This window comes from Gordonibacter sp. RACS_AR68, from assembly GCF_030418485.1.
In the GTDB taxonomy this organism is placed as follows: Bacteria; Actinomycetota; Coriobacteriia; order Coriobacteriales; family Eggerthellaceae; genus Gordonibacter; species Gordonibacter urolithinfaciens.
Window position 1 is genome coordinate 75,866 of the sequence record NZ_JAIPUP010000004.1, and the last position, 22,007, is coordinate 97,872.

The window sequence follows — 22,007 nt, forward strand, 5'->3', positions numbered from 1 at the left end:
TTCTTTCCGGGTTTGCTATGATGGGCCATTATATCCGATGCGCAAGAAAGCGTCCGTCCATGTCCGACAAGCTCGCACGAGCTCAACATACGCGCGTTGCCGAGCCGACACCAGCCCCCACGCCCGCTTCTCCGACCGCCCCCGCCAAGCGCGCCGCGACGCCGTCGCATGCGCGCGCGGCCGATCCGGGCTCGACGTCGGAGATACGCGTGGGCGGGCGGCATGCGGGTCTCGACCGCACGGCCATCGCGGCCGCCGTGGCGCAGCAGGTCGTTCCGCGCCCGGAGCCCCGGCTCGACCCTGCCAGCGCGAAGGCCCGCCTGCGCGGCGCGGCGCCCGGCGAGACGTCGGAGATACGCATCGGCGGAAACCATGCCGGTCCCGACCGCACGGCGCCGGCACGCGACCCCTTCGAGCCCCAGACGCCCGACCCGCGCGCGGCGGCGCGGGCTGCGGCCGTGGCGAGCCGCCGCGCCGAACGGGCGGCCTTCCCCGGCTCGACCTCCGAGCTGCCCATCGTCAGCAAGCACGCCGGCGTGGACAAGACGGCGCTCGCGCGCACGGACGATGCCGCGCAGGGCGACGCGGCCGCCGTTGGGTCGTCGGCCGCGCTCATCAGCATGTGCACCATGGTCTCGCGCGTGCTGGGCTTCGTGCGCACCTGGACCATGGCCTTCGCGCTGGGCTCAACGCTGCTCTCCAGCTCCTACCAGGTGGCCAACAACCTGCCTTCCCAGCTCTACGAGCTGGTGATAGGCGGCATCCTGGTGACGGCGTTTTTGCCGGTGTATATGTCGGTGAAGAAGAGGCTCGGGCAGCAGGCGGGCAACGAGTACGCCTCCACCCTGCTCACCATCGTGGTGGTGCTGCTGGGCGCGGTGTCGGCGCTCTGCATCGCGTTCCCCTCGTTCTTCATCTACACGCAGAGCTTCTACTCCGACCAGCGCGAGATGGCGCAATCGGTGTTCTTCTTCCAGTTCTTCGCCATCCAGATCGTGTTCTCCGGGGCCACGGCCATCATATCGGGCCTGCTCAACGCTAACCGCGATTACCTGTGGTCGGCCATCGCGCCGGCGGCGCAGAGCATCGTGGTCATCGTGTCGTTCCTGACGTACGCGGCGCTCGCGCCGGGCAACCCCGACGCGGCGCTCTACGTCATAGCCATCGGCAACCCGCTGGGCGTGTTCGTGGCGCTGGCCATCCAGCTGCCGGCACTGCGCCGCAACGGCATCAGGCTGCGCCCGCGCATGAACCTGCGCGACCCGGCTCTGCGCGAGACGCTCTCGCTGGGCGTGCCGGCACTGTTCGTCATGGTATGCTCGTTCGCGGTGGTGTCGGTGCAGAACGCGGCGGCGTACAGCTTCGCCGACAACGGGCCTTCCATCCTGCTGTACGCGCGCCAATGGTTCACGCTCCCCTACTCGTTCTTGGCCGTGCCCATTACCACGGCCATGTTCACCGAGCTGGCCGACATGCAGGCAGAGGGCAACGCCAAGGGCGTGAAGCGCGGCATCGTGAGCGGCACGAACCAGATACTGTTCTTCATGATCCCCTTCGCGCTGTACCTCATGGTGTTCTCGCTGCCGCTCATCACCGTGTTCCGCGCCGGCGCGTTCACGGCGGAGAACGTGGCGTCCATCGCCTCGTACATGAGCGTGCTGGCGTTCGCGCTGCCGGTGTACGGCGTGAACACGTACCTGCAGAAGATATTCTCGAGCCTGCGCAAGATGGGCGTGTTCGCGGCGTTCAACTTCGTGGCGGGCGCCGCCCAGGTGGCGCTCACGATGTTCGGCGCGTCGCACGCGGAGAGCTTCCCCATCGAGATCATCGCCGTGGGCGAGGTACTGTTCTACGTGGTGGCCGACGTGTGCCTGTTCGCGTACCTGCGCCGCCGCCTGGGGCCGTTCGGGCTGCGCTCCACGGCGAAGGCGTTTCTCGTGGCGCTGGTGTTCGGGGGGCTGGGCGCGGCGTCGGGCGGCGGCGTGCTGTTCGCGCTCACGACGTTCGTCGGGCCGCTGTCCGGGTCCATCCCGCAGGCGCTCGCCTATGTGGCGTGCGGTGGCCTGGTGTCGCTGGCGGTGACGTTCGGCCTGGCCATCAAGCTGCACGTACCGGAAGCGGCGTTCGTTGGCAACATCGTGGGCAAGGTGGCCGGCAAGCTGGGGCGCGGCCGGGCGTAGCGCGTCTCGGTACGCGGCCTACCCGCGGCGTTTGCCTGCCGCCGCAGCCACGACCGCCGCCGCGGCTGCGGCGGAGCCGGCGGCTGCGATTGCCCCGAGCCCCCAACCGGCCGCATCGCTCGTTGCGGCGAGCTTCTTGGGGGCCGGGTAGTACCTCGATGCAGGCACCGACGTCGACGCCGGTGCAGCAGAGGGCGCGCCCGACCCGCCCGTCGGCGGAGCCGAGGCCGGCTCGGGCTGCGGCGCGGGATCGGGCAGCTTCTCGAACCGGGCCGTTACGGTCAGGTTCTGCACGATATGCGAGAAATCGACATCCCATCCTGTGAAGCGATAGCCTTCGGGGGCTTCCACATCGGGCGCGGTTGCTGCGCTGAACAGCGGCACCTCCTCGGTGGCGAGCACTTGGCCCTCCCAGCCTGCGAACGTCACCGTGCGCGTGGCGGTGATGAGGAATGAGCCGTCGTCCTGGAGCGTGCCCACGCGTTCGCCGTCCTCCACGATGGCGGTGTCGCCGCCGTTCACGAACAGGTGGTCGAGCGTCATGAGCTCGGAAAGGCGCGTCGCCCCGAACGGCGCCACGATGGTGTTCGACGTGTAATCGCCGCCCACCGAGTAGCCCAGCACCCGCACGGGGGCGCCGAACACGATATGCGAGAGATCGAGGGTGCCGCCGAAATGCGTGATGTTGCTGAGGCTGGCTCCCGGCTCGAGCACGAGCGTGGCTCCGGCCCAGATGGACATGCTATAAGCGCCGCCCGTGAGCGTGACAGTGGCCGAGGGCAGCAGGTCAAGGGGAAGCGTGGCCTCGGCGATCGTGACGGAGCCGGGGCCGCTCACGTTGGCAGGCCGCGTCAAGTCGAACGCCTGCACCTCGTTGCCGGCACCGTCCAAGCGAAGCGCCGTGACCCCGGCGAACGAGAGCGTGCCGATGCGCACGCCCGAGCCCACGTTGATCGCGCCCACGCCCGCGGCGATCCGCACGTCGCCCATCGCCGCCGAGGCCGGGTCCGCCATGCCGGCGATGGTCACGCCGTCGCCCGTGACGGAGAGCACCGCGCCATCCCACGCGTAGGCATCGGCGGGCCCCTCCACATCGAACGGCCCTGCCGGAGCGGCGTCGGCCTGGCCAGGGGCAAGCGCAAAGAGCACCGCGGCAAGGGCGCAGACGACGATCGCAAGCGTGAGCGCACGACGGCGCGGCTGCGGCTCCGGCGCGCGGAATCGGGGCGGGACGAGGGTTTCGGCGGGCATGGGGTCACTCCTATCGCATCGGTTGATGCGACGAGCCTATCACCTGCGCCCGACATCGCCCCACCCATCCGCCAGCCTGCACTCAACGGTAGCAAGGCCGTTGACCTGGCGAACGCACAACGAGAACCCGATGCTCCCGCTTACTTTCGGAAGGGAGCCTCGGGGGATTCAGGCGTGGCGGAAGCGCCAAGGGCACCAGGCGTCCCGGGAGCTTTGGGGGCTCCGGGAGCACCAGGGGCTCCCGGGGCACCAGGGGCTCCCGGGGCACCAGGGGCACTAGGAGCCCCGGGAGCGCTTGAGCTGCCTGCGCCTTCGGGATTGTTGACTACCGGGGTCGACGGTCTGAAGCACATGGGAAAACCTCCTTTTGAAATGAAAGCAGCCTGTCCTCGCCGCTTTCCCTGTTCGCTATTGTAGGGGCGGATGCCATGCAGAACATGACCCTGCCTGCGTGGTTTACCCCACCCTATCGCACGGTGAGAAGAGGGGCGGTTCAAGGGGTGGCACGATGCTGACCGGGAGCGATAACGGGCACCATACGAGGAGAAAGCGCTCCTTTCACGAGCTCTTCCTCCATATGCACGGCGTTGGCGGGGCAGATGCGCAGGCACGCCCCGCACCCGCCGCACACCAAGGCATCGTCCACATAGGCACGGCGCGCGTCCGCATCGTAGCCGATCACCTTGCCCAAAGGGCAGCAGCGCATGCAGAGCTTGCAGCCCACGCACAGGCCAGCATCTATCGTGATGCGCTTTCGCGAAGTGAAATGGGTTCTGAGAGGTCCGTAAGCCATTCATCCATCCAGTCCTACGGCAAGCCGCACGCCGCAAACGCGGTGTCTAGCCGTCTTCCAACGCGCACGCCGCCTGCGCCTCGCGTTCCTTGTCGCGCTTCGAGTTGATGAAGTACAGCACGATATCGGTTCCCACGAAGCAAAGGTTGATCACGTAGAACACCACCACGTAGCTCAAGGACGTAGCCATGAACTTCGAGGTGATTCCGCACAGGTAGGCGCAAAACGATATGCTCAAGAACAGTAGGCTCTTGCCTTTCGCCGTTTTCGAGCGGATCGATTTCACGATGGAGGAAGGCCAGGCGATACCGAAGCCCACCAGAAACAGCATCTCGAAGAATTGCGACCAAAACGTCATGGGACGTCTCCTCCCCCGCCGCGGTGCGTCCGCGCTCACCGTGCCGCCACGCGCTGTCTTTCAACGCTCCGTCGAGGGGGCGCCAGCACCAGCTGCCGTCCCCTCGGTTCCACTCGTTACGGGAGCGAACCACCTCTCCCGTCCCGACAGCCTGCTACTTGCCGAGCGTGTCGTACGTGCACTTGGGATGCTGGCCCGGATCGTCGTTCTCCCAGTCGATCCGCTTGATCTCACGGCAGCCCAGCTTGTCGTACTGGTCGTTGAAATAGGTGTCGCCCTCGATGAACTGGTCGCCCGTCACCGTCACGTCCGTGCGGTCGGCAGGATCGATGCACGGGTAGATGCGGCAGAGCAGGCCGCGGTTCGTCCACGTTCCCGTGGCCTCGTCGGAACCCCTGACCGTGCCATCCACCAAACAGCCGACGTTGGAGATGAACGCACCCTGGCTCCACGGCTCCTCCGCCGGAAGCTCCGGATACCACCACGAGGGCATGGCCTGCACAGTGCCCTTGATGATGGCCTGGTCGACATGGGCAACCTGCTTGATGCGGCCGCGCTCGTTCTCGATCCACACCCAGTCGCCGTCGCGCACACCGCAGGCACGGGCATCCTCGCGGTGCATGTACACGCTGGGATACGGGAAGATGGAGCGCGTACCCTGGCCGGGAACGCGGTTCTCAGAGTGGTACAGGACCGAGACGCGGCCGCCGGTGGTCAGGCGCAGCGGGTACTTCTTGGCAAGCTCTGGATTCGAAAGCGGCGTCTCGGGCAGCTCGCGGTAGTACGGGAGCGCGCTGTAGTCCAGATCTTCCATGAGCGTGGGGTAGATCTCGGCCTTGCGGGTGGGCGTCGCGAAGCCCTTGGTCTGGCCGTTCGGCAGCGTCTCGGCGTACTTGAAGGAGCGGGTGGGACCGGGGAACCAGGTACCCTGCTCGCACAGCGTGGTGTAATCCACGTCGACCCCGCGCGAGATACGGTGCTTGATGACATCTTCGTAGGTCTCCCACGGCCAAGCCTCGGCCTGACCCATGCGGATGCCCAGGCCACGGAAGAAGTCGTAGTCCATAACGCGGTCACCCACCGGCTTGGAGCCACGGTCGCCGCACACCACGAAGTCGTTGGAATCCTCGGCGGTGGTGAAGCACGGGCGCTCGAGGGAGTCGCAGCCGGGGATGATGTAGTCGGCCATAGCTGCGGCAGGGGTCTTCCAGTACTCGACGGAGACGATAAGCTCCAGGTTGTTCTTCATGATCTTGTACAGGCGCTGCGGATCGGGCGCCCAGGCGAACGGGTTGGACGACCACATGATCATGGCCTTGATGGGATAGGGATCCCCGAACTCCATGGCATCGTATACCAGCACCGGCGAGCACAACAGCTGATGCAGCATCGGGCGCGGAACGCCGAACATCTTCATGTAGGCGTCGTAAATCGGCTCGTAGCCCTTCCAGCTCATAGCGCGGAACTGGTCGTAGCCGATGTACTTCTTGCGAATCTCGGGCGTGACGAGCTCGGACATCTCCATCTCGGCATCGCGGTACGGGAACGGCTTGGAGCCGTCGGCCTGCACGACACCGGGCTCGCCCACGTACTCGCCGCCCGGCTTGTCGATGTAGTTGCAGATGATACGCAGAATGGTCTTGGTGATGCACAGGCGCGAGGCGTTCGGGCCGGCCTGGTCGCCGCCTCCGAGGCCCCAGGTGATGAACGCGTTGCCGTTGGTGGCGTACACGCGGGCGGAATCGGCGATCTTGTTCTCGGGGATGCCGGTGATGGGAGATGCCCACTGCGGGCTGTAGGGCTCGGCCATCTCCTTGATGGCATCCCAAGCGGTGTAGCACTCGACCGTGGAGCCGTCGAGCAGCGAGATGGTATGGGTACCGCTCAGAGCCGGGTCGACGTCGCCGTCGGCGAACCACTCGTTCTTGTCGGAGTTCCACAGCAAGATGTTGCTGGCAAGGTTGTCCCACACCACGAAGTCGGAGTGCGCGGCGCCTTCTTTAACCTGGTCGGCGCGAATGGTGTGCTTGGTCTTCTTGTCCAGCAGGAACGGGCCGTTCGACCACCACTTGATGAACTCCTCGTCGTACCAGCCGTTCTCGATGACCTCGTGCAGCCAAGCCAGGGCAAGCGCATGGTCGGTGCCGGGGTAGATGGGCATCCAGATGTCGGCAAGCAGGGCCTGCGTGGTGCAGTACGGGTCGATGACGATCATCTTCGGCTTCTTGCCGGGGCGGTCCATCGCAGCCAGGTACTGGCGCCACATGGGGCTTTGCGGGCCATATTTCTCGGAAGCCGAAAGGCCCCACACCACGAACGTATCGGACTGGTCGATGCCCACCGGCGAGATGGCCTCGATAGGCCAGCCCACCATGGCCATGTTCAGCGTGTAGTTCCAGCACCAGCAGATGGTGCCGGGATCGATGACGTTGCCCGGGTTGCCGAGGTTGTTGAAGAAGCGGGTGCGCGCCCACAGGTGGTCGGAGCGGTACGTGCCCTCGGAAGAGACCAACGTCTCGGGGCCGTACTTGTCGATAAGCGCCTGCAGCTTGTCGGCGATCTCGTCCATCGCCTGCTCGTAGGGGATCTCCTCCCATTTGTCCTCGCCGCGCTCGCCGGCACGCTTCAGAGCATGGTTGATGCGCTTGGGATGGTAGTGCATCTGGATGGCCTTCTGGCCGCGCTCGCCCATGCGGTCGCACAGCACCGTACCCTCTTTCCAATTGCCGCGAATCTCCACCACGCGGTCGGTCTTGGTGTCGGCGCCGATGACGATGCCGCAGTTCATGTGGCAGTAGAAGCAGCGGGAATACGTCCATTGGACACCGGTCTCGTCGATGTACTTGTTCGGCATGTCGGCAGGAAGCTTGACCTCGACCCGTTCGGTCTTCTTAAGTTCCATTGAAGCCCCTCTCGAATAGTCTGTGCGGGGCATTCTCCCAGCCCCGCGAAAGTCACATGCGAGCAAGCCCGGGTTCCGCTCGCATGCCGTTGAGACCATTCTATTGAGGGAGGGAGCGGAGGGCATGACGCGCCCAAGGTGGTTTCCCCAGCCTATTCCGGGGAGGGAGCCTAGGATGAGAGGCAGGGTGAGGCAGAGACGTGCCCCCGCCCCCGCCGATGCCGGCTGGGGCGGGGGCGGGGCGCGATTATTCGTCCTCGCCGTCGTGGACGATAGAGAAGGCGTCGATGCGGTTGGTGACGCCCAGCTTGCTGTAGATACCGCCCACGTGGCTTTTCACCGTGTTCAGCGACACGGTGAGCATCTCCGCAATCTCGCGCCTGGAAAGGCCCGCGTCAAGGAGCTCCAGCACTTCGCACTCGCGCTCGGTCAAGCCGAAGCGGGCCATAGGATTCGCCGTACGCTCCAGCACCGTCTCCTCGGCTTCGTTGGCTCCGAAGCGATGCAGCACCGCCTTCGCAAGCTGACGGGCCTGTCCGCCGGATTTGCGCACGTCCACGATCTCGTGGAGCAGCGCGCGGATTTTCCCGCCGGCACGCAAGAAGGGGCCTACCACCTGCTGGCCGGCTTGCAGCCTGAGCGCGCGGTTGAGGTACATGAGCGCATCGGAGCGCCTTCCGCATGCCGCCAAACGCTCGGTCGCCCGAAGGGAAAGCTCAAGCTCGCGCAAGCCGAGCCCCGCTCCGCACGCGCGCTCGACGAGCGGCAGGATGTCGTCGGGGTCGCCGACGCTTCCCGAAGCATCGTCCACGGCAGCGCGCACGGCCAAGCCGGCCAGCTCGAAGTCGATATCACCCCGGCCGATGCCCGCCTCGAGGCGCCTCGCCGCCGCATCCGCCTCGGGGATATACCCCATAGCCAACGCAACCTGGGCTTGCCTGACATGCACGAGCAGGTTGATGCTGCGCGGCACGCTTGCCGTGCCCATCTGCAGTGCCGTCTTCGTTATCAGGTTGAAAGCCTGGGCGTGCTTCCCCGCCGCCGCGTAGTAATGGGCGCGCTCGGCCTCGGCCTCGTAGAGCATATCCACGTTGCGAGACGTGGACACGATACGGTGGGCACGCTCGACGCACTCGCGCGCCTCTTCCAACCGGTCCATCTCCACGCAGAGGTATCCCTTGGAGGCAAGCAGCGATCCGTACGGGATAACGGTATCGGGACATTCGGCAAGCGCCTTCTCGCACAGCTCGAGGGCTTCCTTCAACTCTCCTTGCGCAATGCGCAAGGAGATGATGCCCATGCGGCACATGGCAAGGTAGAAGTCCGATTTACCCAGCTCGGCCATGACCTCCGCCTGCAGATAGTTCTTCAGTGCCTCGTCGAAGCGGCCTCTGCGTGCATACGATTCCGCCAGCGAGTGCAGCAGCAGGCAACGCTGCGGAAGGGAGAGCTCTTCCTCGTGGGAGCGCAGGATAGCCTCGCTTTTGGCCATGGCTTCATCGTGAAGGCAGTCCATCTCAAGGCATTTTGCCCGGAACAGGTCAACCACGATCGAGGCATCGGGTCCGTCCTGACCAGGCTCGTGGGCTGCGGCGCGCTCGAACACCTCGATCCAGCGCAAGCCCTCGTCCGTTCGGGCGCAGATAACGTACCCCCATGCCGCATGGAGCGCCAACTGGGGAGACTCGGTGAACCGAGCTGCCGTGATGCGGCTGATCCAATCGAAGTAGGACATGCCGGTGCGCTGCGATTCATATCCCGAGGCCTGGGCCAGGTTCTCGATGAAGTTGGAATCTGACGCCATCAGCAGGTACTTCGCCGCCTCGGAGGTCATCTGGTGCGCCTCGTACCAGTCGCTTGCCGTCCGGCAGAGCTCAAGCAGATGGTTGGCGTCCATTTGCCCCTGCTTCATGCGCAGCCACCGGCGAAACAGCGGATGGAACTCGAACCAGCCCGCCTCGTTGGCGCACGGGCTGAGAAAGCACCCCCGTATGCGCAAATCGCGCAGGACGAACTTGGAGTCGGTGCGCCCGGTCAGCGCATTGCACAAGTCGGCGCACACCGTATCGGTCAGCGCTACCTCTATCACGAACTGCGCCAGATCTTCGGGCAGCGCATCCAACACGCTGCTGCGGAAGAAACGGTTGAGCATCTGGCCGAGCGCGCGCTCGTCCACCGTTGCAGAACAGTCGATCGACCCGCGGACAAGCGCATCGGCATACGTGCGAACACCGAGCGACCAGCCGTTCGTTATACCCCACAGATCAGCCGCAAGCGCCTTTAAATCCCGCGCATCCAGCTTGATGGGTGTTTCGGAAACGTAGGAGACCCGAGGCGATGTCTGAGCGTCCATGGCCTGTCTCAAGATGGCCTCCACCTCGTCTTGGCTGAAATTGAGCTTATCCGAGGGGAACATGCGCACCTCGTCACGAAAAGCCAAATCGATGTGCTCCCACAACAGGTAGTTTCCCGAGGCTACCACGTGCACCGTTTCGGGGAAATAGCGCGCCGCCGAATTGAGGAATTCCGCTATGGCGTCGGGGGCCGCCCTATGTAGGTCGTCGACGAGCAAAACCACATCCACCCCCACATCGGAGGCGCGTTCAAGCAGGAAGTTGCTGAGCGCAACCCAAAAATAAGTAGGGTTTTCCTGATAAAGCCGAACCAGCTCGACCATATCGAGCTCGGACCATACCGTATGCAGGGCGGCAAGCACATGGCGCGCCAACCTATCGCAGTCGTCGGCATCATCCACCGACAACCAGGCTGTTCGCCAATGCTCGGCATCATCACCAAGGCGCCGGTACGCTTCCGCCAGAAAGCCGCTTCTTGCCGACCCCACCGGAGCCTCAACCGTCACGATCTTGCCGCTCAAGCACTCGATCAGGCTTTGCAGCGCACCGTCCCGGTCGATGGAGAGAGACGAGCGGCGAGGTGGAGTGATCTTCGCCAAAGCAACGTCATGCGAAACCTTCATAGGTATGCCTGCCGCCATGGTCCTTCCCCCTTGCCAACCCGTGCGCTGCCGGTATCCACCCTGCCATTATGCTACTTTTCCTACCGCCGGAGCAGACCCTGCCGGCATTTGCAGAGAAGCATCTTCAATCAACGTGGAGCACGCCACCAGATCCTCGCTTGCCTTGAGGCGCAAGGCACCCTCGCGCGCCAGGTAAAGATAGCCGCCGCTTTCAACCTCTTCGCGCATCTGGGCGCCCCGGCCCTGCGCCGAAGAGGCGAAGAACGCATCGACGTCGGCGTCGGTTATCTCAAGGCCGCGATACCTGGCCCACGCGTCGAGCGCAGCCCCCTGGCGCAGCTGGGCGCGTGCCTGCATAAGCACCATCATGCGGTACTCCTCCTCGCTCGAGCCTTGCGCGCTCAGAAGCTCGTCGACCGTCGTATGCTGGGCGCGGGCCTGCTCGTACAGCGAATCCATCATCTGGTCGGCCACGGCATCGTAGGCCGCATCGGGAAGGTAGCCCTCGATGCGCTTGGCAAGCTCGCCCGCCGCGAGGAAGTTGCGGTAATGGCGCATCTGCTCCGCCTTTTGCCGCTCAAGCTCCTTGCGGGACAGCTCCCGCAGTTCAACCACGCTGCTGGCGCCGGGAATGCTCTGGGAGATGAAGTCGTCGTTCAGCACGCAGGCCACCTCGCGCATGATAGCCTCCACTTTCACCTCCGCGCACACAGAAGGACCCGAAAGCGTCCCATCGAGCTCCTCGCGCGTCAGCAGCAGGAAATCGACGTGCACCATGCTGCCCACGGGCGCATGGGCAAGCGCCTCGTCGAAGCCATCCGGCATCTGCCCCGAGCCCGCTCGGTACAAGCGGTTGGCGAAGCACAGCTGCTCGAAGCGCTCTCCGTCCTTCAGGCAGTCCATCGATATCTGCACCACATCGCCCTCGGCAACCTGGGTGCGGCTCTCATCGGGTTCGACGCCGGTGTAGGTCTGCGCCACTTCCTCCATCCGCGCATCGATTTCGGCCTCGCTCACCGAAACGGGCGGAACCGCCAGCTCAAGGGGTTCGTAGGAGGAAAGCGTCACGGCGCCGAGGCGCGTCCACGTTGCATCGAAGACTAAATCCCCTTCGGCTTCCAATCTGCGATCGGCATCGAAGATTGGCGCGCCCACCACCGAGTAGTCTTCGCTTTCCGATGACAGGGCAAACGGTGCGACGAAGTTCTTCATGGTTTGCGTCACCAGCGACGCCGCCTCGGATACGCCAAGCGCGCTCTCGAGCAGCTGGCGTGCCGTCTCGTTGCCGCCCAGATCGATGTTGTTTCGCTGGGCCACCACCAAGCAGGCGCCGCGCTCGAGCGACTCCAGCTCGCTTGCAGCCACGCGCACCGTCAGCGTTACCGACTCGTCCTCAACACGCCTGCCCTCAACCCGGATCTCCATGCTTTCATCCTCCTTGTGCGCCATCATGCCAACACCGCAAACCATCCCCGCAGTACGCTTTCGACGATAGTGAACCCCTCTCACCCCTCCGTACAGCTACTACCCGGGTGGTTTGACAGGGTGAGAGACAGGGCGAGATCGAATGCCCGCAACCATCCTTCTTTTCTTCAGAGTCCAAGAAGGAAACGTATCGCCTGATCACGTTCATTTCGCCCCGTGTTTCACCCTATCATTTCACCCTTTCGAGCGCATGAAGTCGCCCCGGGTGGGCGCTAGGGTGAAAGCACGAGCCATACCGACCAGGAAACGAGGGGGATCATGCGGTTTGAAAACCTCGCCAAACACTATATTCCCGCCCTGCAGTCATACGGGATTACCATCCCCCAAGACGGAGAAGGGCGCTTCATGCTTTTCGAGGAAGACGGGACCATCGTGCCCGAAGTGCGCAAGCAGATAATTCCGTTGGGCGAAGAGGGCTTGATTCCCCAAAAGCTCATGCAGGACGCGGTTTTGCAGTACCTCGACTACCAGCAGCAAGAAGACGACATCCTGGCAACCTACGCGCTCGCGGAGCTTCACGAACGCCAGCTCGATGCGCATCTGGCTTTGTGGCAGACGATGGTCGATGCCGCCAAGGCCGGCCGCGCCTTCACCGATGTCGAGCTGGCCTGCTACGAGAAGGATATCTCCCGTGCGCGCAAAGACCTGAACGCCGCGCGCAGCAACGCGCGGGCCGACATAGCCGAGCGCGCCCAAGCGCTGCACGACCGCGAGACCATACGGCGCTACGGCCTGCTGTTCGACCGCGAGATGATACAGGACATCGATACGCTGGTCGGCAACGCCCTCTCGGCGCGCCCCACCCTCCTCGTCGGCGACAAAGGCATAGCGAAAACCCAAATGGCGAAGTTCGTCATGCGCCTCTACGGCACCGAGCCGCTCATCGTCTCGGTCAAGGGCGACATGATGAGCGACGAGCTGGTAGGGAAGATGGTTCACGATGCCCCCCGCAATACGTTCGTGTTCGAGGAAGGAGCCCTTCCCCGCGCCATGCGCGCCGGCGTTCCACTGCTGCTCGACGAAATCAACTTCGGCGATCAGGCGATCATCGCGCGTTTGCAGGACATCCTTCTCAAGGGCCCCGGCGAATCGGTGTTTTTGCAGGAAGAGGGCATCGACCTGGTAGTACAGCCCGGATTCACCGTGTTCGCCACCGCCAACGAAGCATCGGCGCGATATCGGCACCGCGAGGTCCTAGACCCCGCCATCCGCGACCGCTTTGAGGTCATCGAGCGAACCTATCCCGACCTTGATCGGGATCCCCTGCGCCGTCCCAGCCCCTCCCTGATGCGGCTCGCCCTCTGCGAGGCGGTCGATGCCGACGGGGTTTTCAGCCGCCATCTCGACCGCGACCTGCTGAACGCCTTGGTGCATCTTGCCACCTTGACCGAGCACCTCTATGCCGTGCCGGCGAAAGACGCGGCCATCTCGCTTGAGAAAGACCAAGCTGGCAGCATCGTGCGCGAAGACACCGCCCCTTTGCTGACCGACTGCATCACGCCGCGCGCCCTCAATCGCGCCGTCCAGGACAGCGCAGGAGGAAACCTGCCCGGACGCCACCTTGACCTCTACCTCATCGACAAGCTGCTGCGCACCCTTGACCAAGCAGGATCGAACCATAACGCCAGCCTAGCGCGGCAAGCCGCCCTGCTGGTGGGCATCGACCTAAGCCCGGTTGGCTGAACCCATGGCCACCCGTGTTGAACAGGTGAAGCGCACGGTCGAGCACGTTGCGGCAATCAGCGGGCTCCGCACCGCCACGGTTTGCGTGAGCGCCGAGGGCAAAACCGGATGCCGGCTTACCCGCAGCGGCATCGACCTGCTGGTAAACCACGAGCTCAACGAGGACATTGCCGCGCGTAAGCGTTATGGCGTGCGCGGCACCATCGCCCTTGGCGAAGTCGACACCATGGTTGCCTGCTTCGTGGCAACCCGTGCGCAGGATTTCCTGCTCGACGACTGGCGCCAGCGCTTCGACTACCAAAACAACCTGTCGTCCCCCGCGCAACGCTACCTGCAGACGTGCATCGACGATATGGCAGCGTATGCGCGCATGATCAGCCGCATTCCCTTTGCCAAGCTGCACTTCGAAGCCTACCTCTCGCGCGCGGCGGCCCATGTGATGGCGAGCGAGCCTCTACACATCCAGCTTATGCGCACCCTGCGCCTCTACCTTTTCGAAGACCAGCCCAACGTGGTCGTCTCGCCGCTCATCGTCGAATGCCTGGGCACCGCCGCCGCCATGGACCCGCGTGTTGCCGCACTCGAGCGCCTCCTGTTCGACGAGAGCCTGTCCTACAGCGCCCGCCACAACCAGGCAGCGCGCCTGATAACGCCGCTGTTCACACGCATGATAAAGTTGGATGAGGAGGCATTGAGCTTTTACGACCTGGTGCACCTCTACGACAACGAGCAATCCTACGGCGCTTCCAAAGATGCCGCCAACGACGAGAACGCGCTGCGCCAAGAGGCTAACGAAACCGAGTTCATCCAGGCGTCGCTCGCCACGGTGAACGAAGGTAATATCGACCAGCTGATCGCCGACAACAACGAAGCACCCGTCGAGGCGGGCAAGACGCCCAGCCTCAGCCTGCCCAGCATGTCCGCCGAAGCGAAAGCCATGGCGTTCCTCGACGATGGCCGGGCGTCCTACGAGCGCACGGCAGAGCGCTATCACGACACCATCGAGCGCATTGCCGAGGTTCTCGTGCGCATAGCCACTCCGCAGGAGCAGTTGGGCGTTTTCCGCTACCGCGCCCGACTTGCCCGCAGCGGCACCCGCATGCATCCCAGCACGCTCGTGCAAGCCCATCTCCAACTCGAGTCCGGTTGCGAGAATGCGATCTGGCAGAAGCGGCAGCGGTGCAGCCGCCCACAGAACAGGCAGTTTCACGGCATGGATATATACGTGCTGCTTGACGTGAGCATCTCAATGACAGGAAAAAATGCCAGCAGCGCCGGTGCACTGGCGGTTTGCCTTGTCGAAGGCATCGATCGGGCACTACAGCTTGCCGCGCGCGATCAGCAGCAGGGTGCGGTGGATATACGCACCCAGCTGCTTGCCTTCGGCGAAGGCTGGGCAGAGCTGACGCCCCTGGAGTTCACCCATGATCATGAGCGCAAGCGCTTTGCCTTCAACCTGGTCAACAACCCCACGAGCGAGCAAACCCTGATCACCGCAGCACTCAAGCAGGTGCAGGCCCGCGCCGCTGCCGAACCGACACGCAACATCGTATGCCTGGTGGTGGGCGACGGCCTATTTGCCGACGGCCTGCAGGCCAGAAAATGCGCGATGGGGTTGCCGCCCAACGTTTACCTCGCGCACATCAACATCGGCGCGTTCAATGGACTGCCCCTGACGGGCAACTTCGAGACGATCCAGGATCCTGCCCTGCTCCCCGAGAAGCTGCACCTCGTCTTGGCCCGGCAGCTTGAGCGCCCGGACGACTCCCTCGACGCCCGATAGGCTACGCCACCTGGGTCTTCGGCGCCAGCTTCTCGCTCGACTTCCCGAAGAACACCTCGTACCAGCACAGGAAGCAGTAGATGTTCCAGATGCGCATCATCTTGAGCTTGCCGCGGCCCTCCACCGTGGAGAAGTCGGCCGACTTGTGGTCGTCGAGCATCTGCACGAGGTAGTCCACGTTGAAGAACTCGTGCGCGGCCTCGCTCGTGAACGCCTCCTTGATGCGGTCGTAGTAGAGGTCGGTCTGCAGCCACACGGTCAAAGGCGTGATGAACGGCTGCTTCGGCATGTTCGCCACCTTCTTCTGAAAGCCCAGCTTGCTCGCGGCCACGCGCAGCGCGTACTTCGCGTGGCTATCGTCCACGCGGCAGGCCGTGGGCAGCTGCAGCGCCACGTCGAGCACCTTCTTGTCCAAGAACGGCACGCGCAGCTCGAGCGACTGCGACATGGACATCTTGTCGGCCTTGAGGCAGATGTCGAAGGGCATGTAGCTCACCATGTCAACGTACTGCGTCTGCGTGATGATGTCGATGTCCTGCTTCGCCGCCTCGTCGAAGTGCGGCTTGCACCATTCCCACGGCTTGCAGGGGCCGTCGTAATCGCGCAGCACGTTGGGGATCTCGTCCCACATGTAGTTCATGCTCGCGCGCTGGTAGCTCTTCTCGGGGCCGCCCGACCCGCGCATGGCGAAGCGTCGCCCGTGGAAGGAGGGGAGCTTCTCGGCCACCGCGCCTGCGGCGGCGCGCAGGGGGCGCGGCACGCGGAAGTACTTACCGAACTCGAACTGGTCGTGGTAGATCCAGTACCCGCCGAACAGCTCGTCGGCGCCCTCGCCCGACTGCACCACCTTCACCTGCTCGCGCGCCAGGCGGCTCACGAAGAAGAGCGGGATGGCGCTCGGCGCGCCCAGGGGCTCGTCCATGTGGTACTGCTCGGTGGGCACGATGTCGAGGAACTCCTGCGCGTCCACCTTCACCTGCCAGTTCGGCAGGTTGGCCCACTTCGCGAACTCTTCGGCGTCCTCCAGCTCGTTCAGCTTGATCTCGAAGTCGGACTGCGCGGCGATCTCGGCCAGCTTGTCCTCGCAGCCGATGTCGTAGCCCACCGAGAACGTCTTGATGTCCGGCGCGTGCTGCCCCATGCAGTACGCGGCCAACGAGCTGTCGATGCCGCCCGACAGGAAGCTGCCTATCTCCACGTCGGCGATCTCGTGCGCCGCCACCGATTCGTCGAAAGCGCCCACGATGACGTCGGCCCACTCGTCGAGCGACTTCGAATCGTCGATCTTGTACGTGATCTTGTAGAAGCACTCGGTGCGCAGCTCGCCGTCCTCGAACACCATGAAGTGCCCGGGGAGCAGCTTGTGCACGCCCTTGAACATGGTCTGCGAGTCGTTCATGTACTCGAAGCACAGGTACTGCGGCAGCTGCTCGCGGTTGAGCTCCTTCTTGAACGCGGGATGCGCGAGGAACGCCTTGATCTCGCTGCCGTAGATGAGGCGGCCGCCGTCGTGCTGGTAGTAGAACGGCTTGATGCCGAAGAGGTCGCGGGCGCACACGAGGCGCTTCTTCGGCGCGTCCCAGATGGCGATGGCGAACATGCCGCGCAGCTTCTCGAACACGTCCGTGCCCCACGCCTCGTAGCCGTGGACGACGGTCTCCGTGTCGCCGTTCGTGACGAACGGGTAGCCCATCGCCTCGAGCTCGGCGCGCAGCTCCTGGAAGTTGTAGATCTCGCCGTTGAACGTGACGGTCACGGTGCCGTCGGTGTTCTGCATGGGCTGGCGGGAGCCTTCGAGGTCGATGATCGACAGGCGGCGAAAGCCCATCGCGATGTCGTCGTCCACGAAGAAGCCCTCGTCGTCGGGCCCGCGGTGGGCGATGCGATCGGCCATGTCCTTGACGATGGCCTGGTTGGCCTCCCGGTCGTAGTCGACCGCGGTGAATCCCACGAATCCGCACATGTGGCTGGTTCTCCTTTGCGTGCGTGCCCTTGCGCGCAACGGCGCGGCACGGTTCGTCCGTATCCTTCGGTATGATACGCCACCACCGAGCAAACCCCAAGAAAGGCAACGGAAACCCCATCAGCCTTGCAGATGCGCGAAACCCGCCGGTGTTCGGGTTACCCTGCTATTCAATCGCGCGCACCCTACCGCCAACCTTTCCACACGCTTCCAAAACTCAAACCGTAACGGTAATATAAGCATCGCCAGCATAGATATAGCCGATTAGGATGACAGCCGTCAGGCCCGCTTCCGGCCAAGACGGCGAAAGGCCCATTCCATGAGCAACGAAGACAACATCACCCGCAACGACGTTCCGCAGGTCGAGGAGCTGAAGGTTGCCATCCTGGCCGAGCTCGGCAGCGGGCGGGCGCGTTCGTGCGAGGCCGTCGTGAAAGACGTCTCGTCCAGCCTGGGTCTCTCGGCAAAGCAGCGGGGATACAAGATCAAGGGAAGCAAGACTACTTTGCTGGAGAACAGGTGCGAGAAAGCGCGGTCGGAGCTGAAGGCAGAGGGCCTGATAGAATACCCCTCACATGGCAAGATGAAACTTGTTCGTACTGCGGAAAGCGCCGGCGGAGGGCAAGGGGATGCTGCGGCGCGGAAAGGTGCGAACCGGGGCGCCGACCAGGCCACCGGCAAAGCCGCCCCATCGGCCAAAGGCGAAGCCGCAACCACGGATGCCGAGCGCACCCAGGGCGAAGCCGGCCACAAGAACCCTGGTGACGCCCCACACAAGGCAAAGGGTATGGATGCGGAACCCGCAGACGAATCCGCACACGGGAAGGGCACAGCCGCTGCGGGAAAACCCAAGCCAACGCCCAAGGCCCCTACCCCAAGCGCAGCCTCGCGCACCGTGCCGGCAAAGCCAACCGGCCCCGCAGCCGCCTCGGCAGCAGCGGAAAGCACCTGGCTGAAGTACCGGAGGTACATCCCGCTCTCGCTGGTGGCGCTGGGGCTTGCCCTGTGTCTTGCGCAATGGGGACTGCCAGCGGCGATCCTTGGAGGGGCAGGCCTCTTCCTAAGGGCGAAGGATGCCGGCAAGGGTGCCTCGGGGAATCCAGCGGCACCCAAGGCGACGCTCTGGGCAGGCGCCGCATCGATCTTGCTCGGGCTCGTTCTGGCGGTTGCCTCCTGCTCGGGGTCCTCCCCCGACGCATCGTCGAACCAAGGCGACGCCGCAAGCCCTCCCACGTCGATTCAGGAAGCACCCGAAAGCGCCGACGGCGTGCTCACCTTCAAGGTCGTCGGAACCGATTGGCCTGACAAGAACATACCTGTGAAGGTGTCCATCGAAGGGGAAACCGCAGAAGGGAGAATCGTTTCCGACCACCGGGAAGTCCTTGTGGGCACAACTTACGAGTACCCGTGCGACGCCGGCGACTATGCGATCTCCGTTGCCGGGGAGTCCCTCGTCTGCAACGGCATCCCGTTCACGGCGAGCTCGCCTAAGTGCACCTTCGACGGAGCCAAGGACAAGCTGCTCACGCTGGTATTGGTCAAAGACGAGAAGGCCCTCCTGGCCGTCCAGGAGGCAGAGCGGCAGAAGGAGGTGGAGGCGGCCGCCCAGGCAGAAGCGGAACAGCAGGCCGCCGAAGAAGCAGCTGCGGCGGCCGCTGCCGCAGCTGCTGTCTCCCAAGCCGAAAACGCCGCTGCATCCCAGAGCAGCCCCTCAAGCGGCGGGGAGTACATCGGCAACGTGAATACGCACAAGTTTCACCGCCTGACCTGCGGATCGCTTCCCGACGAGAAGAACCGAGCCTATCTATCGTCAAGGGATGAAGCCATCAACCTCGGGTATGTGCCCTGCAAAAAATGCAAGCCCTGACAATCGCGCTGGCGCTGGCAGGGAGATGAGGCCTTAGGTTCTGAGCACCGGCTACGAGCCAATTCGCCGCCGGTGCGTGCACCATCCCGCGGTGCGCACCGGCGCACGGCACGCTTATTGACTCTTTCCATGGAGCGCACGCAGGACGGGCGAGCTATGGGATAATAGCCCGGTCAACCGCACTTGAAGGAGATCCACCGAACATGACCGACAACTCCCCCCGCATCGCCTCGGCCGCCGACGTGGCGCGCCGCTTGCAGCCCGTCGTGGTGGGCGGCGACATCCTCGCGTACAGCTACGTGCGCGAGCTGCACCGCGCCTACGGCGTGGAGCGCACCATCGTGCTGGCCGCGCACGACATCAAGATGCTCTCGACCAGCCGCTTCACCGACTACCGCCTGGAGCCGAACGTCCACGACCCGGAAGGCCTCTACGACGCCCTCGAGCGCGTGGCCGCCGAGGTGCGCGCGGCAGACCCCGAGCGCGTGCTGCTCGTGCTTGGCTGCGACGACTGTCACGCGCGCATGCTCTCGTCGGGCAAGCCGCGCCTCGAGGCCGCCGGCTACACGGTGCCCTACCTCGACTTCGCCCTGCTCGACGACATCACGCAGAAGCGCCGCTTCTACGAGCTGTGCGAGCAGCTGGACATCCCCTACCCGCGCACGTGGTACTTCTCGTGCGGCCCGGACGGCCCCGAGGAGCTGCCGGTGCACGACTTCCCCTACCCGCTCATCGCGAAGCCGTCGAACTCGGCGCAATTCCAAAGCGCGACCATCGAGGGCTGGCGCAAGATCTACGAGATAGAGAGCCCCGAGGAGCTGGCGCAGGTCTGGCGCAGCATCCGCACGTCGGATTACGACAACGAGCTGGTGCTGCAGGACTTCATCCCCGGCGGCGACGATGCCATCCGCACGCTCACCACGTTCTCGGACGCGTCGGGCGAGCTGCGCGTGGTGTCCGGCGGCGTCGTGTGCCTGCAGGACCACGACCCCACCGCGCTCGGCAACCCGCTCTGCATCATGGGCGAGCGGGAGCAGGCCATCATCGACGGCGCGCGGCGCTTCCTCAAGGAAGTCGGCTACCGTGGCTTCGCGAACTTCGACATCAAGTACGACGAACGCGACGGGAGCTTCCGCTTCTTCGAGGTGAACACGCGCTGCGGCCGCAACACGTACTATATGAGCCTGGGCGGCCAGAACTTCGTCGAGCTCATCGTGCGCGAGTTCATCCTTGGCGAGACCATCGACTACCGCGAGGCCTACGACCCCTTCGTCTACTCCTGCGTGCCGCGCTATGTGCTCGACCGCTCCATGGAGAACCGCGCGCGCCTCCAGCAGGCCCTCGACGTGCTGCGCCGCACGTCCGAGCCCTACCCGCTGCACTACGCGCCCGACTCGCTCGCGCACAACTTCTGGGCGCGCGTCATGCACGTGAATCAGATCCCCAAGTTCAAGCGCTTCTACTGGGACACGAACGGCAAGCAGCTGAAATAGGGGATATCTCGAACGGGGCCATCCCCTTTCGAGAGGCCGCAGAGAGAAGGAGCGGGAATGAAGGCTTGGGAATGGGCAGTCTGGCTGGCTCTGTGCATCGCGCCGCTCGCCGTGGCGGCAGCATCCTTGGGCTCGCTGCCGGACACCGTCGCGATGCACGTCGGCCCCGACGGCACGATCGACCGCTATGGCTCCAAATACGAGCTGCTGCGCATAGCGTGCCTCTTGGCCCTCCCCAACCTCCTCTTGATGCTCGCCTCCTGGAAGGCGGAGGCGCTCTTCGCCAAAGGGCTCGTGCACGGCATCGATGACCCCCACAACCTCAGAGTCCTTTTCCTGGTGCTCGGCATGATCGAAACCGTCATCTACGCCGGCATCGTGCTCTCGTTCGGCCGCGGCGTCCTCGCGGGCTAAACCGGGCGCCGGTGCCCCTCCTCGCAGGTGAGCACCACAGGCCCGTCCTCGGTGATGGCGACCGTCTTCTCGAAGTGGGCGGAGGGAAGCCCGTCGCGCGTGCACACCAGCCAGCCGTCCGGCATCTGGCGCGTCTTGTAGGTACCCAGGTTGATCATGGGCTCGATGGCCAGCACCATGCCGGCCTCCAGCTTCACGCCCGTGTGGCGATGGCCGAAGTTCGGCACGTTCGGATCCTCGTGCATGTCGCGGCCGATGCCGTGCCCCACGTACTCGCGCACCACGCCGAAGCCCTCGGCCTCGGCGATGCTCTGCACCGCATGCCCGATATCCCCCAGGTGGTTGCCGGGACGTGCCGCCTCGAGACCGGCCCACATGCACTTCTCCGTCACGTCCAGCAGGCGCTGCTTCTCCGGCGAGATGCGGCCGACGGCATAGGTCCAGGCGTTGTCGCCCACCCAGCCGTCGACGATGGCGCCCGTGTCGATGGAGATGATGTCGCCGTCCTGCAGCACGACGCCCGCCGACGGGATGCCGTGGACGATCTGCTCGTTGACGGAAGCGCAGATGGAGCCGGGGAACCCGCCGTAGCCCTTGAACGCGGGGATGCCGCCCTCCGCGCGGATGAACGCCTCGGCCAGCTCGTCCAGCTCGAGCGTGGACACGCCGGGCCGCACGCGAGCCCCCACCTCGCGCAGCACCTTGGCCGATACGCGGCCCGCCTCCTTCATGGCCTCTATCTCGGCCGGTGACTTCCTGATGATCATGCCTCGCCCACACCTTCCGCACGTCGCGTCTGTTTGCTGCCGACCAGTATAGCACTCCCTTTCCACCCCGTTACGCATCCCCCACGCTCGG

Annotated in this window: 14 protein-coding genes; 6 read left to right on the top strand and 8 right to left on the bottom strand. The window is 64.5% G+C overall.

Annotated elements, in window-relative coordinates:
- The first annotated feature begins 59 nt into the window (after positions 1-59).
- Positions 60-2,180, top strand: coding sequence for a murein biosynthesis integral membrane protein MurJ (gene murJ, locus K9U15_RS09550; RefSeq protein ID WP_301155973.1), 2,121 nt, complete (start codon positions 60-62; stop codon positions 2,178-2,180).
- Between the two features lie 18 nt (positions 2,181-2,198).
- Here the strand turns inward: murJ and K9U15_RS09555 are convergent, their stop codons facing one another.
- The 6 genes from K9U15_RS09555 to K9U15_RS09580 form a co-directional block, all read right to left on the bottom strand.
- On the bottom strand, positions 2,199-3,431 hold the full coding sequence (locus K9U15_RS09555) for a hypothetical protein (protein WP_096226923.1): 1,233 nt from the start codon (positions 3,429-3,431) through the stop codon (positions 2,199-2,201).
- 493 nt (positions 3,432-3,924) lie between these two features.
- A complete protein-coding gene (locus K9U15_RS09560) occupies positions 3,925-4,224 on the bottom strand; it encodes a 4Fe-4S dicluster domain-containing protein (RefSeq protein ID WP_096226925.1) in 300 nt (99 codons plus the stop codon).
- A 46-nt stretch (positions 4,225-4,270) separates the two neighbouring features.
- Positions 4,271-4,582, bottom strand: a complete 312-nt coding sequence (locus K9U15_RS09565) for a hypothetical protein (protein WP_096226926.1) — start codon at positions 4,580-4,582, stop codon at positions 4,271-4,273.
- Between the two features lie 154 nt (positions 4,583-4,736).
- A complete protein-coding gene (locus tag K9U15_RS09570; protein WP_161959456.1) occupies positions 4,737-7,484 on the bottom strand; it encodes a molybdopterin-dependent oxidoreductase in 2,748 nt (915 codons plus the stop codon).
- 247 nt (positions 7,485-7,731) lie between these two features.
- Positions 7,732-10,479, bottom strand: a complete 2,748-nt coding sequence (locus K9U15_RS09575) for a LuxR C-terminal-related transcriptional regulator (protein ID WP_096226928.1) — start codon at positions 10,477-10,479, stop codon at positions 7,732-7,734.
- 48 nt (positions 10,480-10,527) lie between these two features.
- The gene (locus tag K9U15_RS09580) at positions 10,528-11,886 is read right to left on the bottom strand and encodes a trigger factor (RefSeq protein ID WP_301155974.1); all 1,359 of its coding nucleotides are present in this window, start codon (positions 11,884-11,886) and stop codon (positions 10,528-10,530) included.
- Positions 11,887-12,204: 318 nt separating this feature from the next.
- On the opposite strand from K9U15_RS09580, the gene K9U15_RS09585 reads away from it, so the two are divergent.
- Together K9U15_RS09585 and K9U15_RS09590 are read left to right on the top strand one after the other, a co-directional pair.
- Positions 12,205-13,629, top strand: coding sequence for an AAA family ATPase (locus K9U15_RS09585; RefSeq protein ID WP_096226930.1), 1,425 nt, complete (start codon positions 12,205-12,207; stop codon positions 13,627-13,629).
- 4 nt (positions 13,630-13,633) lie between these two features.
- Entirely contained in the window at positions 13,634-15,412 is a 1,779-nt protein-coding gene (locus tag K9U15_RS09590; RefSeq protein WP_123649893.1) for a vWA domain-containing protein, read from the top strand.
- Between the two features lies 1 nt (position 15,413).
- Here the strand turns inward: K9U15_RS09590 and asnB are convergent, their stop codons facing one another.
- On the bottom strand, positions 15,414-17,375 hold the full coding sequence (asnB, locus tag K9U15_RS09595; protein WP_301155975.1) for an asparagine synthase (glutamine-hydrolyzing): 1,962 nt from the start codon (positions 17,373-17,375) through the stop codon (positions 15,414-15,416).
- Positions 17,376-17,694: 319 nt separating this feature from the next.
- Here asnB and K9U15_RS09600 point away from each other — a divergent pair, with 319 nt between their 5' ends.
- From K9U15_RS09600 to K9U15_RS09610, 3 genes are all read left to right on the top strand, one after another.
- Entirely contained in the window at positions 17,695-19,242 is a 1,548-nt protein-coding gene (locus K9U15_RS09600; protein WP_301155976.1) for a winged helix-turn-helix domain-containing protein, read from the top strand.
- 203 nt (positions 19,243-19,445) lie between these two features.
- The gene (locus K9U15_RS09605; RefSeq protein WP_301155977.1) at positions 19,446-20,735 is read left to right on the top strand and encodes a carboxylate--amine ligase; all 1,290 of its coding nucleotides are present in this window, start codon (positions 19,446-19,448) and stop codon (positions 20,733-20,735) included.
- Positions 20,736-20,792: 57 nt separating this feature from the next.
- On the top strand, positions 20,793-21,149 hold the full coding sequence (locus tag K9U15_RS09610) for a DUF1648 domain-containing protein (RefSeq protein WP_087192242.1): 357 nt from the start codon (positions 20,793-20,795) through the stop codon (positions 21,147-21,149).
- Here K9U15_RS09610 and map read toward each other — a convergent pair.
- Entirely contained in the window at positions 21,146-21,916 is a 771-nt protein-coding gene (map, locus tag K9U15_RS09615; protein ID WP_301155978.1) for a type I methionyl aminopeptidase, read from the bottom strand. The two genes, K9U15_RS09610 and map, sit on opposite strands and share 4 nt — an antisense overlap.
- Between the last annotated feature and the right edge of the window lie 91 nt (positions 21,917-22,007).

Coding starts and splice junctions, on each gene's coding strand:
- murJ (WP_301155973.1), top strand. CDS start 60: ATGTCCGACAAGCTCGCACGAGCTCAACATACGCGCGTTGCCGAGCCG.
- K9U15_RS09555 (WP_096226923.1), bottom strand. CDS start 3,431: ATGCCCGCCGAAACCCTCGTCCCGCCCCGATTCCGCGCGCCGGAGCCG.
- K9U15_RS09560 (WP_096226925.1), bottom strand. CDS start 4,224: ATGGCTTACGGACCTCTCAGAACCCATTTCACTTCGCGAAAGCGCATC.
- K9U15_RS09565 (WP_096226926.1), bottom strand. CDS start 4,582: ATGACGTTTTGGTCGCAATTCTTCGAGATGCTGTTTCTGGTGGGCTTC.
- K9U15_RS09570 (WP_161959456.1), bottom strand. CDS start 7,484: ATGGAACTTAAGAAGACCGAACGGGTCGAGGTCAAGCTTCCTGCCGAC.
- K9U15_RS09575 (WP_096226928.1), bottom strand. CDS start 10,479: ATGGCGGCAGGCATACCTATGAAGGTTTCGCATGACGTTGCTTTGGCG.
- K9U15_RS09580 (WP_301155974.1), bottom strand. CDS start 11,886: ATGGAGATCCGGGTTGAGGGCAGGCGTGTTGAGGACGAGTCGGTAACG.
- K9U15_RS09585 (WP_096226930.1), top strand. CDS start 12,205: ATGCGGTTTGAAAACCTCGCCAAACACTATATTCCCGCCCTGCAGTCA.
- K9U15_RS09590 (WP_123649893.1), top strand. CDS start 13,634: ATGGCCACCCGTGTTGAACAGGTGAAGCGCACGGTCGAGCACGTTGCG.
- asnB (WP_301155975.1), bottom strand. CDS start 17,375: ATGTGCGGATTCGTGGGATTCACCGCGGTCGACTACGACCGGGAGGCC.
- K9U15_RS09600 (WP_301155976.1), top strand. CDS start 17,695: ATGAGCAACGAAGACAACATCACCCGCAACGACGTTCCGCAGGTCGAG.
- K9U15_RS09605 (WP_301155977.1), top strand. CDS start 19,446: ATGACCGACAACTCCCCCCGCATCGCCTCGGCCGCCGACGTGGCGCGC.
- K9U15_RS09610 (WP_087192242.1), top strand. CDS start 20,793: ATGAAGGCTTGGGAATGGGCAGTCTGGCTGGCTCTGTGCATCGCGCCG.
- map (WP_301155978.1), bottom strand. CDS start 21,916: ATGATCATCAGGAAGTCACCGGCCGAGATAGAGGCCATGAAGGAGGCG.